This window comes from Sphingobacteriales bacterium (genome assembly GCA_016711285.1).
GTDB lineage: Bacteria > Bacteroidota > Bacteroidia > Chitinophagales > UBA2359 > JADJTG01.
Genome location: JADJTG010000012.1, coordinates 352,072 through 364,152 on the forward strand (window position 1 = coordinate 352,072; position 12,081 = coordinate 364,152).

The following is a 12,081-nucleotide window of genomic DNA, read 5'->3' on the forward strand; positions in this document are numbered from 1 at the left end:
TCTTTTTTTGAAAAAAAATTAAATAAAAATATTATTATTTTTTAGTGTAAAATTGTAATTATCAATACTTTACAATAAAAAACACAATGCTATTTTTTTTAAAAAAACGGCACTTTTTAATTTCGTTAAATTTTACCGTTTACTTTATTGCGTTTGATAAATTGTCCGTAGCCTTTTTCTATCAAACAGCGTCCTTCATCAATGGCTACTTTTCCGCGCAGCAATACGGTTTTCACTTTTCCGGTGAGTTTCCAGCCTTCATACGCCGAATAATCTACGTTCATGTGATGGGTAGCGGCAGAAATGCTGTGTTTTTCTTTGGGGTCAAGGATTACCAAATCAGCATCAGCACCTACCGAAATCGTTCCTTTGCGCGGAAACATACCAAACAATTTCGCCGGATTGGTGGCAATTACTTCTACAAACTTGTTGGGCGTAATTTTTCCTTTTTGCACACCCTCCGAAAACAGCAATTCAAAACGATGTTCAATAGCGGGGTGTCCATTGGGGATTTTGGAAAAATCATTTTTGCCCATCAGTTTTTGCTCCCATTTAAAAGGGCAATGGTCGGTGGCTACTACTTTTACCGTGCCTTGGTTGATGCCTGCCCATAGTGCAGTTTGGTCTTTGGGTTCGCGCAGGGGCGGACTCATCACCCATTTTGCGCCTTCAAAATCGCGCTTGTAGAGCGAAGCATCTAACAACAAATACTGAATACAGGTTTCTACTGCCACATTTTGATTGCGGTAGTTGGCATCGCGCACGGCGTTGAGTGCTCCTTCGCAGGTAAGATGCACAATGTAAGCGGGTACACCTGTGTAGTCTGCCATTTGTGCAAAACGCCCCGATGCTTCGGCTTCGGTCATTTCGGGCTGCGACAGATAATGATACAAAGGCGACAATTTTCCTTCGGCGCGGTGCTTGGCGATGAGGTAGTCGATGACATCGCCGTTGGTGGCGTGCACTGTCACCATACCGCCGCAGCGTTTCACTTCTTCCATCAAGCCCACCATTTGGCGGTCATCAATCATGAGTGCGCCTTTGTATGCCATAAATGTTTTAAAAGAAGTGATGCCTTCTTGCTCTACCATTTCGGCAATTTCTTTTTTGGTGTTTTCGTTGAAGTCGGTGACAGCCATGTGAAAGGAGTAGTCTCCCACGGCGTTGCCGTTGGCGCGTCCTTGCCATTGATGAAGGGCGTGGTACAACGATTTTCCCTGCGTTTGGAGGACAAAATCAATGACGGTAGTAGTACCGCCGAAGAGGGCGGCACGGGTGCCGGTTTCGTAGTTGTCGGACGAAAACGTACCCATAAATGGCATATCCAAATGCACATGCGGGTCGATGCCGCCGGGCATAATCCAACGATTTTTGGCATTAATTACTTGATCGGCTTTATAGGGCAAATTGCTGCCTATAGCTCGTATGATTTCGTTTTCTATATAAATATCACCTACAAAATCAGCCGAAGCGGTAATAATTCTGCCGTTTTTTATTAAGATGCTCATTGTTTTATTGGTAATAATAAATAACTAAAATTGAAAATTATAATATTTTTAAGACACATTGTGATTTATATTTCGGCGCATCAGTATATAATACAGCACAAAAGCCACTGCAAAGCCTATAAACCACGCAAAAGAGAATAAAAATTCTAAATCGGGTATCCATTTTCCTATCAAAGCGCAAGCGATGCCTGCTATTAAAGCTATCATTGCTGCTTTATTAAAACCATTTTGATACTGATAAATACCTTGATGCAGGTACAAGTCGTCTAATTCCAGTTGTTGTTTTTTTATCAAAAAATAGTCGCACAACAATACACCCAAAACGGGTCCCAGCAAACCACTCACAAATAACAAAATACTACTGATGCTGTCCATTAGCCACCAGGGGCAAATGATGATGCCGATAATGCCCGCAATGACACCACCTGTTTTGAAATCAATAGTTTTGGGGAACATATTGGAAAAAGTATAAGCGGGGGCAATAATATTGGCGGCGATATTGGTGCTGAGTGTAGCAATGAGCAGGGCAATTTGTGCAAATACTACTACCCAGGGATTATTGAAGCGGGAAATGAGCGAAATGGGATCCCAGGGAGCATCGTCTGCTATCATAATATCGCTAAAAGCCAAAACTGCTGCACAAGTGACAAAAATACCGACAAACGAATAAAACACCATCGTGAGCGGCAAGCCGAGCAGTTGTCCTAAGCGTTGGTCTTCCTGACTTTGTGCAAAGCGTGTGATGTCGGAGATACTGATAGCCATCGTTGCCCAAAATCCTACCATCGCTGTAAACCAAGTTACATACAGCCAAAACCAATCGGAGGGGGTTTTTACATAATGAATTTGCGCCGTGACGATACTGGAAGTTTTTCCTTCGGCATTGCGGTATTGTGCTTTTATTTTCGGTACTATATCTTTGGTAATATCTACTACGGTTTCGGCACCATTGAGGACAATACTGCGCACCGGAATTAATTTGGCGCGGGGGTCAAAAGGTTGCCACGAAGTAGTGTCGGTTCTGCCGGAATTGAGTGGTAAAATTATACGAAACTCTTTCGCATTGGAAGTAGTATCTACATCAATTATCGGGTTGAGGCGCAAGGTGTCTAAGGTTTCGTTGAGGAGCAGACTTTTCTTTTTCAGTTGGTTGCTTTGTACCAATACATCATTCCAACTTGCCCCTTTTTGATAGCCCCAATTAATCAGAGCCAATCCGATCAGTATCAATATCGGTGCCGACCAGTTTTCAAGCCATTTAATTTGTTCTGTCCCTTTCCATACAAAATAGATATTGATGAGCCAAAAAATGGCAAAGCAAATAAATTCACCGACAGAGAAACCCGCCACATCTTGATTGCCGGTAATGGCATTAAAAATAGAATAAATTGCTAATCCACCAATCCACGTTTGAATACCGAACCACCCGCAAGCCACTAAGGCTCGCAGCAACGAAGGAATATGTACACCCTTGATGCCAAAAGCCGACCTGCCCTGCACCGGAAACGGAATACCGTAGCGCACACCTGCCGCCCCGTTCCAAATCATCGGCAAGGTGATAACTAAATTTGCCAAACCGATAATTATCAAAGCAGTATCCCAATTTAAGCCGGATTTTATCATATAAGAAGCCAGCATATAGGTGGGAATACACACTGCCATACCTACCCACAGTGCCGCTAAATTCCACTTATTCCAAGTGCGTTGTTGAAGCGGAATGGGGGCAAGGTCTTCGCTATAAAGCGACGACTGTTTGATAGTTTCGCGGAGTTCGGAGGCTGACGACAAGGGCTGCTGCATATAGTAAATAGGATATGTGTTATTTGCGTTTTTTTTTATTACTACAAAAGATAATTGACTACACTTTATCGATTTAAAGTCCAATAAGCATAATTTAAAACACAGGCAAAACTCACCCACGCAATATAGGGTACTAACAAGCGGGCAGCACCTTTATCTGCCCTGCTGAAAACAACAATAGTCAATAATATTGCTATCCACATCAATATAATTTCAAAAAAAGCCAATCCTAATTGTTTAAACTCAAAAAAAATAAAACTCCACAAAAAATTCAGCAATAATTGAGCACCAAACAATATATATCCTTTTTTCTTTTCATTTTCATTTACTGCTGTACTTTGCCAATAACGATATAGAGCCACGCCTATCAGAATATACAACAAGGTCCATACTGGACCAAACACCTCGTTGGGCGGAGCAAAAGAGGGTTTATTGAGTTGATTGTACCAGTTTTCAATATTTCTGCTGGTGGCAATACCTGCAATAGACCCCAACAACAGCGGAATAGCTACAGAGATAATTAATCTTTTGATATTGACAGACATGAGGTGATATTATTTTTTTAAGAATATTTTTTTTTAATAAAAAAATTGATATTCATTTTCACTGATTCACAAAAAAAAACATTTTATATTAATAACAATGAGCATCGGCGATGCTCAGAGCTTGCGAGATAATCGCCAAACCTTCGTCAATCTGCTCGCGGGTGATGCAAAGCGGCGGTGCAATGAATACATAATTCCAACGCACAAAAGTGTACATGCCCAATTCCTTGATTTTTGCAGCCACCTGATTCATCACCGCCATTTCGGAGAGCTTCGCATTGAAAGGAGCCATTGGCTCTTTGGTATCGCGATTTTTCACGATTTCCAAACAACCCAATAAGCCCGTATTGCGAAAATCGCCGATACAACGATGTTTTTGTTTCAGCATTTCTACCTGCTCGTCCACATATTTGCCCATAGCGGCGGCATTTTCTATGAGGTTTTCATCTTCATAAATATTCAAGACCTCCACTGCTGCCGCACAACCCACTGTATGTGCCGAATAGGTTAAGCCCAACATCAAAGGGCGGTCGTTGAAATGCGCCGCAATGGTATCGCTCACTATCAAAGCACCCAATGGAATATAGCCGGCGGTAAGTCCTTTGGCGGTGGCTATCATATCGGGTACTACGCCGTGATTATCCACACCGAACCATTTTCCGGTACGTCCAAAACCACTCATCACTTCATCGGCGATGAGCAAAATGCCATAGCGATCGCATATTTCGCGCAAGCGTTTCCAATAATCGGGCGGATACTTGATGCAGCCGGAACTGCCGCTTTCACCCTCCATCAGAATAGCGGCGATATTTTCGGGTCCTTCAAATTCTATCACGCGCTCTATATGCGATACACATTCGCGGTGGCAGGATTCTATTTTCTGACTCCAAGGACAACGATAGCAATAGGCATCTTCTACATGTATAATATTAGGAATTTGCTGCGAATCGGAAGCCAGCTTGCGGGGGTCGCCGCCGGCGGTCATAGCTCCGTAGCTTGCTCCGTGAAAAGCGCGATAGCGGGCGATGATTTTGTGTCTGCCGGTATAGAGACGGGCGAGTTTAATGGCATTTTCAATGGCGGTAGCACCGCACACCGTAAACAAGGTCTTTTTGAGATTACCGGGGGTGATTTCCGCTAATTTTTTTCCTGCTTCGCCGCGTGCTTTGGTAATACAACTCGGTGTTACATAGCTGATTTGTTGCATTTGCTTTGCAACAGCCTGCGTAACGCGCGGGTGGGCGTGTCCGATATTTACGTTCATCAAACCCGAAGAAAAATCAATATAGCGTTTGCCGTCATAATCGTATAAATAAACGCCTTCGCCGTATTCTATATTTATAGGATTAAGACCGGCTTGTTTTGACCACGAAAAAAGGGTATATTCTAAATTATTGTTTAAAATTTCGTCTTTTTCTGCTTGAGTGATAAGATTATTAGTATCTGTAAGCATTTCTGATTATATTTTTATTATGTATAAATAATTATTTTTTTCATATAATTTTTGTAAAATTATTATATGTATTTATTTTTTCCACTCTATATGTCCGTTTACATTATTGCGCTCAAACACTTCTAAAATTTCTGTACAAAATTTTAGAAGTGTTATATCTTCTTGAATTTTAGCAAGTTCATAAAGGCGGATAAACATTTTCTTTCCTGTTTCTGTTTGTTTAAAGTTTTTTTTCAGAAAGTTATGTTGGGCACACAAAGTTTGTCCATTTTCAATAGTTGCTTCACCTCCGAAATCTTTAGCTTTAATGTGGTCAATATGCAATTCAACTCCGTCTTGTTTTCCTCTACCACAAATCACACATTTGTAATTATCCCTTTCTAAGATTTCTTTTTTCTGTGCAGGTGTAAAATCCTCCAATTCTCTATTTGTAACATATTCGGGGTCGTAGCGATATACGCCTTTGGCTACTTTGATGAGGAAACCTTTTTGAGATAAGGAACGAATACCTCTATCTGGATCTCTAAAAACGTCCCCCGTTCGCTTCTTGAATTCAGCTACAACCCAATCTACTACTTCCGGATGCTGAATGTCTCTCAGTGGGTTCTTTATAAAAAACTCCTTGATTAAATCAAGCTGTGATATTTTCTCTGACATTTAGTTCAAAATTTAATGTTCCTGTTTCTTTTAAAATCCTATTTTTTGCTAATTCGCAATATTCGCTATCCAATTCAGTTCCTATTGCTTTTCTATTTAGATTTTGTGCCACTAAAAGTGTTGTTCCACTACCTGCAAAAGGGTCAAAAACCAGATCATTTACATAGCTAAAAAGTTTAATGCAACGATGTGGTAAATCCTTCGGAAATGGTGCTGGGTGTCCTATTCGCTTTTTGCTTTCTCCATTGAAAACCCAAACCCCTTGTGTCCAATCTTTAAATTCATCACCTGTTACATCAGAAATTTTGCTACCATTTGTTTTTTTCCATTCATCTTTATAAAGCACTACAATGAGTTCAACGGGCGCAATTACAACTGGTGCTGAAGCAGATTTCCAAGAACCCCAAGCTGTTCGCCTTGAAATATTACCCTCATTCCAAATTATTGTTGTTTTATATTTCCAACCAACTTTTTGAGCAATTTTTGTTAAGTCAGCCCCAACAGCCCTATGCCCACCTTTGTTTTTATCAAGTGGAATATTTAAACAAAACCTTGCTTGTGTTTTGCTCCAATTAAAACAATTCTGCATCCATTCTTCTGAAAATTTTAGATACTGTTCATAATTTAATTCATCATCATTTGAATTATATTCAATTCCCACATTATAGGGTGGAGAAGTAACAATCAAATCTATAAATTGCTTATTAAAAAGTTCTGTATTCAATATGTCACCGTGAAAAAGCAAAGTATTTTTATGACGAAAATACTCTCGTCTATATCCATAATTTGGCTCATCTACCGCATTTAAAATGTCATCTGCTACTTCGTACATCTGTTGTAATTGAGTTTTTTAGTTTCCTAAGAATGATTTTTCTAAAAATTGTTAATTCTACCTTTTATGTTTTAGGCAGGAACAAATTATAATTTATCTTACGACATCCAATTCACACGGGCTTCGGCTTCCCATTTGGTGGTGGTTTTTTTGAGTTTGGTCCAAAACTCAATAGAGCTTTTTCCGGTGATGTCGCCTGTACCAAATTTTGATTCGTTCCAACCGCCAAAAGAAAACGGCTCGCGCGGCACCGGCACACCAATATTGATGCCCACCATACCGGCGGCGGCATTGTCTATTACTTTTTTGGCAGCACCGCCGCTTTGTGTAAATACCGAAGCCGCATTGCCGTAAGGGTTGTTGTTTTCAATTGCAAGGGCTTCTTCCAATGTGTTGGCGCGCATAATGGAAATCACCGGACCGAAAATTTCTTCGCGTGCCACCGACATATCGGGCGTAACATAATCAATAACGGTGGGTGCTACATAAAAACCGCCCTCTTTGCCCGCTACGGTGTGGTTTCTGCCGTCCACCAAAATTTTTGCTCCCATTTGTTCAGCTTCAGTGATATAGCGTTCGATGCGCTCCTTGGCAGCTTTGGAAATAACTGCTCCCAAATTATCGCCGGGCACTATTTTTTTGGCTTCTTCGCAGAGCAGATCCACAATATGCTGCACCTGCCCTACGCCCACCATCGCCGAAGCTGCCATACAGCGTTGTCCGGCGCAGCCGCTCATTGAAGCCGCCACATTACCGGCGGTCATTGCGGGGTTGGCATCGGGCAACACGATGAGGTGATTTTTTGCGCCGCCGAGAGCCAAGCATCTTTTGAGATGGGTACTTGAATTGATATACACCAATTTTGCTACTTTGGTAGAACCCACAAACGATACAGCTTCAATATCGGGGTGTTCGCAGATGGCTTCCACAATTTCGCGGTCGCCGTTTACGATATTGAGCAAGCCATCGGGTAATCCTGCTTCTTTGAGCAATTGTGCCAAACGCAACGCACTGAGCGGCACCATTTCCGAAGGTTTCAAAATCATAGCGTTGCCCAGCACCAAGGCATTGGGGATTGTCCAGTTCGGCACCATTGCCGGAAAATTAAAAGGAACGATGCTCGCTACCACACCCACGGAAAACGCTCGATACGACACTCCACGCCGCGACTTACTTCAAGAATTTCGCCCTGAATGAGCTGGGGCATAGAGCAGGCAAATTCGGTGAGTTCGATGCTCTTGTCTATTTCGGCGCGTGCTTCGCTCCAAGTTTTGCCATTTTCTTCCTGCACCAAAGCCGTGAGTTCATCGGCATATTTTTCCAATAAATTGCGATAGCGAAAAAATACTTGTACGCGCTCTTTAATAGGCATTTTTGCCCAAGCCTTTTGTGCCGCTTTAGCGATTTGCACCGCAGCGTCCAAATCCTGATAATTGGACATCGGCACGGTAGTGAGCAAAGAGCCGTCTAAGGGCGAAATAACATCTAAGGTGCGTGTAGCAGAACTGGGCATCGCCGAACCACCTACAAAATTGTCAAGGTCGGCATATTTTTGAGTCAATACTGTCATATTTAAAAAAAATGATTACTATTATTAAATAATGTTTTTGAAATGAAAAAATATGTGAGAATACAATAAAAAACACCACCGCACTGCTTTTGCAGTGCCGAGTGGCAAACTAACAAAGTTATTTATTTTTATAAATATACTTACATTTTTATAAAAAAACAAAGTAAAGATTAAGATTTTTTAAAAAGAAACAAGTGTAGTTGCATCAACGGAGCATATACACATGCCAGATGCCGTCCCACAAAAAAGGCTCCCCTTCTGCTCGAAAACCATAAGAAGTATAAAAATTTTCTAAATATTTTTGGGCAGCGATGCGAATGGGTACTTTGGAATATAGTTCTTCGGTGCGGCGCAGCAATTCTTCCATCAAATCTTTTCCCATACCCAAATGCCTGTATTTGGGCGCAGTTACAATTCTGCCCACCGACACTTCCACATAGCTCACACCCGCCGGCACAATACGGGCATACGCTGCCAATACACCATTTTTCATATACCCCAACAGGTGCCAACTTTTCAAATCAATACCGTCGGCATCTACAAAAGCACAATTCTGTTCTACTACGAACACCTCCTGCCGCATCACCATTATTTCGTATAATTCGTGTACGCTGAGTTCATCAAAACGTTTGCACGTCCATTGTAATCTTCTATGCATGTGTTGCTGTGTTTTTTATCATAGAAAGGTAGCGTTTTTTTTTGAAAAAAAATATTTTTCAAGACAGTAGCGCAGCAATTTATAACGCATTAAACAAAAGTGTTTATTTTTTATCCAAGGGGTCTATCTTTTTAAAATTGTTCTTTTATTGAATTATCTTTAAAATAAATCATTGATTAATAATATTTTATACATTTATTTTTTATTTTTTCAATAAAAATAAAAAAATTGGCACGGCTGTTGATAGTACTGTTTTTAGAAGAAGAAAAATTTTTTAACGCCAAAAATTAAAAATTATGAACCGCCAAGTTTTATTTTCAGGTGCTTTGCGCCATTTGCGTTTATGGAGTCTGATGGCTCTGTGTGTTTTTCCTTTTAAACTTTCTTATTGCGGCGATTTTTCGGTGCAGGATTACATAGAAACCTACCAATCGGTGGCTATGGAAGAAATGAAGAAAGTGGGTATTCCTGCCAGTATCAAGTTGGGGCAGGCGATTTTGGAATCCAATGCCGGCAACAGCTATTTAGCGCGCGAAGCCAACAACCATTTCGGTATCAAGTGCCACAGCTGGCAAGGTGAGCGTGTGTTCCGTGATGATGACAACCCGAATGATTGTTTTCGTAAATACGGCTCTGCTTATGATTCTTATGCGGATCATTCGTCCTATTTGCGCAATACACAGCGTTATTCCGGTTTATTTTTCATTCCGGTAAATGATTATCGAGGTTGGGCGCGTTCTTTGAAAGAGTACGGCTATGCCACCAACCCCAAATACGATGAGTTGCTGATAGAAACCATCGAACGCTACCAATTATATCGCTTTGATGACCAACAGATTTTGGCATCGGGTGGCATTGTTCCGCCTCCTACTCCTTATTCTGCTCCGCACAATGCCACCGCCAATGGCAGCAGCACTTTATTAGAAGATGCAGAGCGCAGTCCGCGCTATATTCCGGGTGATGTATTTTATTACAACGGCATCAAAACCGTAGCCGTAAATACCGACATCACACCTCGGCAGGTGGCACGCGCTTTTAATGTGGACGTGAAACGCCTGTGCAAATACAATGAAATCGACATCAATCATTTGATACCCGCCAATACCAAAATTTATTTGCAAGCCAAACGCAATAAAGCTCCTTTGGGCAGTATAATACACAAGGTGCGCAAAGGTGAAAAAATGCACGACATTGCTCAAATGTATGGTATCAAACTGAGTAAACTGTACAAACTGAATAATTTGTCGCAAGGAGCACAGCCCCGCGAAGATGAAGAGATTTATTTGCGCAGCAAAGCACCGCGCAAACCCTATACCGAAGAAGACGAGCCGCAAGAGCCTCTGTTTGAAGAGCCGACTCCTGCCACCTTTGCCAGTGCCTCCAATGGTGGCATAGCACCACAAAACAACCCGACCAAAGGAAACGGCAGCAACCAATCGGCGAGCAGCACCAAAGCACAAGCCAGTTCGTATCATCAGCCCTCTCCGCCGTCGAGTGCCAACAACAATACCACAGTAATGAACAGTTCGGTGCGCAGCTATTTAGAAAACAGTAGCACACCTGACAAAAAATTGCCATCAGCTTCGGTTTCTACTTCATCACAAACGATGAATACACCCGAAAAAACAAAAACTTACACCCCTGCTCCGCTTATCGGTAGCAGCACCTCATCTTCCGCCAACAATGCCAATAGCGGAATTGCGAGTACCTATACCGTAAAACAAGGTGACACTTTATACAATATATCCAAACGAATGAATATGTCGGTAGAAGCCCTCAAAAAACTCAATAATATGAGCGATAACAATATCAAATTGGGGCAACAACTGAAAGTAAAAGAAGGAATGAAATAATTTTTGGCAGTGTTATATTTTTGGCTTAAACCGCACGTTTGCTACGCATCGTGCGGTTTTTTTATTTTCTGCAATCAACATTTTGTATAATATTGCTAAATCGCTTCATTTTTTTTTAAAAAAACAGACTACCTCCTTGTTTTTTTAAATTGTTGTATTACCTTTAAATCAAAATAAAAATGCTGCCGCCGAGTGCATCAAGTTTTTTATTGATGCAATATAAGTAGTTGATTTTATTGGGTTTATATTATTTTCAACCAAAATTTTACTACCAAAATATTCATTTTCAGTTAGTTAAATTCTTTAGTCGTCAATTAAATAAATTGCAAATAAATGTGCGTTAGCACTTATTGTTCAATAGTATATATTATTTTTTTAAAAAAACATATAAATTTAACTCATAATTCATTTCTTAACAATCAAAATCTTTAAGTTTTTTATGAAAAAAATGTATTTCAACAATGCAGTAGCAATGTTTTTGGTATTATTAGTGATGGTGGTGTTCAACAGCTCTTGCAGCCGCCACTTTGATACGGCTTGCCCTACGTTTAAACCCCCTGAACGAAGCCGCCCCCAAACAAACGGCATCAAAAATCAGCAAACACAAAAAAGCGAATCGTGCCGAGCAAAATAGTGCCACTGCCGCTATCCAACCAACTGCACAGGAAAAAGTCGCCGCCTTCGAAACGCTGAACACCCTTCCTGCTTATAACCTCACCGCCTCTACCAATGAAGATTTGGCTTTGTTGGTAAATGAAGTGAATGTTCCGGTTGTTGCTGCCACTGCTGCCCCTCAAACAGTAGAAGCTCCCGCATCGGCTACTATGAGCAAACAAGAGCAAAAACTCTTGAAAAAAATTGAAAAAGCTACTCAAGACGGCAAAGTGAGTGTATTGGAAGCTGCGAGCATCAGCCAAGCTGCCAAAAAAGTACAAAACCCCGAAAAACAAACCCCTGCTGCACCTACCAGCGGCAAAAGTCAGCTTATTGCTTTGGTATTAGCTGCTCTCGTAGGAGTGTTGGGTATTCACCGTTTTTATTTGGGTTATACCTTAGAGGGTGTGCTTCAATTATTAACTGCCGGCGGTTGCGGTATTTGGGCTTTGATAGACCTCATTCGCATCATCACTGGTGATTTGCAGCCTAAAAACGGCTCTTATACCGAAACTTTATAATATAAATTTCAGTAGTTTTTGTACCGCCTC

General features: G+C 41.2%; 9 protein-coding genes and 1 pseudogene. 2 read left to right on the forward strand and 8 right to left on the reverse strand.

Annotated features, from left to right (window positions below):
• Window positions 1-125 precede the first annotated feature (125 nt).
• From hydA to IPL35_08705, 8 genes and pseudogenes are all read right to left on the reverse strand, one after another.
• The gene (gene hydA / locus IPL35_08670; GenBank protein ID MBK8443470.1) at window positions 126-1,508 is read right to left on the reverse strand and encodes a dihydropyrimidinase; all 1,383 of its coding nucleotides are present in this window, start codon (window positions 1,506-1,508) and stop codon (window positions 126-128) included.
• A 48-nt stretch (window positions 1,509-1,556) separates the two neighbouring features.
• Window positions 1,557-3,308, reverse strand: coding sequence for an NCS1 family nucleobase:cation symporter-1 (locus IPL35_08675; GenBank protein ID MBK8443471.1), 1,752 nt, complete (start codon window positions 3,306-3,308; stop codon window positions 1,557-1,559).
• 65 nt (window positions 3,309-3,373) lie between these two features.
• Window positions 3,374-3,853: a tryptophan-rich sensory protein gene (locus IPL35_08680; protein ID MBK8443472.1), complete on the reverse strand. Its 480-nt coding sequence runs from the start codon at window positions 3,851-3,853 to the stop codon at window positions 3,374-3,376.
• 88 nt (window positions 3,854-3,941) lie between these two features.
• Entirely contained in the window at window positions 3,942-5,306 is a 1,365-nt protein-coding gene (locus IPL35_08685; protein MBK8443473.1) for an aminotransferase class III-fold pyridoxal phosphate-dependent enzyme, read from the reverse strand.
• 72 nt (window positions 5,307-5,378) lie between these two features.
• A complete protein-coding gene (locus tag IPL35_08690; GenBank protein MBK8443474.1) occupies window positions 5,379-5,963 on the reverse strand; it encodes an HNH endonuclease in 585 nt (194 codons plus the stop codon).
• Complete coding sequence (locus IPL35_08695) at window positions 5,938-6,795, reverse strand: site-specific DNA-methyltransferase (protein ID MBK8443475.1); 858 nt, start codon at window positions 6,793-6,795, stop codon at window positions 5,938-5,940. The genes IPL35_08690 and IPL35_08695 overlap by 26 nt, the downstream gene beginning before the upstream one ends.
• Before the next feature lie 98 nt (window positions 6,796-6,893).
• A pseudogene (locus IPL35_08700) lies at window positions 6,894-8,365 on the reverse strand (CoA-acylating methylmalonate-semialdehyde dehydrogenase).
• 205 nt (window positions 8,366-8,570) lie between these two features.
• Window positions 8,571-9,023 carry a GNAT family N-acetyltransferase gene (locus IPL35_08705; GenBank protein ID MBK8443476.1) on the reverse strand — a complete coding sequence of 151 codons (453 nt, stop codon included), beginning with the start codon at window positions 9,021-9,023 and terminating at the stop codon, window positions 8,571-8,573.
• Between the two features lie 296 nt (window positions 9,024-9,319).
• Here IPL35_08705 and IPL35_08710 point away from each other — a divergent pair, with 296 nt between their 5' ends.
• Together IPL35_08710 and IPL35_08715 are read left to right on the forward strand one after the other, a co-directional pair.
• Window positions 9,320-10,876 carry a LysM peptidoglycan-binding domain-containing protein gene (locus tag IPL35_08710; protein ID MBK8443477.1) on the forward strand — a complete coding sequence of 519 codons (1,557 nt, stop codon included), beginning with the start codon at window positions 9,320-9,322 and terminating at the stop codon, window positions 10,874-10,876.
• Window positions 10,877-11,700: 824 nt separating this feature from the next.
• Window positions 11,701-12,051: a TM2 domain-containing protein gene (locus IPL35_08715; protein ID MBK8443478.1), complete on the forward strand. Its 351-nt coding sequence runs from the start codon at window positions 11,701-11,703 to the stop codon at window positions 12,049-12,051.
• Window positions 12,052-12,081: the final 30 nt, after the last annotated feature.

Bases quoted from the DNA above. Each gene is read 5' to 3' on its own strand.
- hydA (MBK8443470.1), bottom strand. From the start codon at position 1,508: ATGAGCATCTTAATAAAAAACGGCAGAATTATTACCGCTTCGGCTGAT.
- IPL35_08675 (MBK8443471.1), bottom strand. From the start codon at position 3,308: ATGCAGCAGCCCTTGTCGTCAGCCTCCGAACTCCGCGAAACTATCAAA.
- IPL35_08680 (MBK8443472.1), bottom strand. From the start codon at position 3,853: ATGTCTGTCAATATCAAAAGATTAATTATCTCTGTAGCTATTCCGCTG.
- IPL35_08685 (MBK8443473.1), bottom strand. From the start codon at position 5,306: ATGCTTACAGATACTAATAATCTTATCACTCAAGCAGAAAAAGACGAA.
- IPL35_08690 (MBK8443474.1), bottom strand. From the start codon at position 5,963: ATGTCAGAGAAAATATCACAGCTTGATTTAATCAAGGAGTTTTTTATA.
- IPL35_08695 (MBK8443475.1), bottom strand. From the start codon at position 6,795: ATGTACGAAGTAGCAGATGACATTTTAAATGCGGTAGATGAGCCAAAT.
- IPL35_08705 (MBK8443476.1), bottom strand. From the start codon at position 9,023: ATGCATAGAAGATTACAATGGACGTGCAAACGTTTTGATGAACTCAGC.
- IPL35_08710 (MBK8443477.1), top strand. From the start codon at position 9,320: ATGAACCGCCAAGTTTTATTTTCAGGTGCTTTGCGCCATTTGCGTTTA.
- IPL35_08715 (MBK8443478.1), top strand. From the start codon at position 11,701: ATGAGCAAACAAGAGCAAAAACTCTTGAAAAAAATTGAAAAAGCTACT.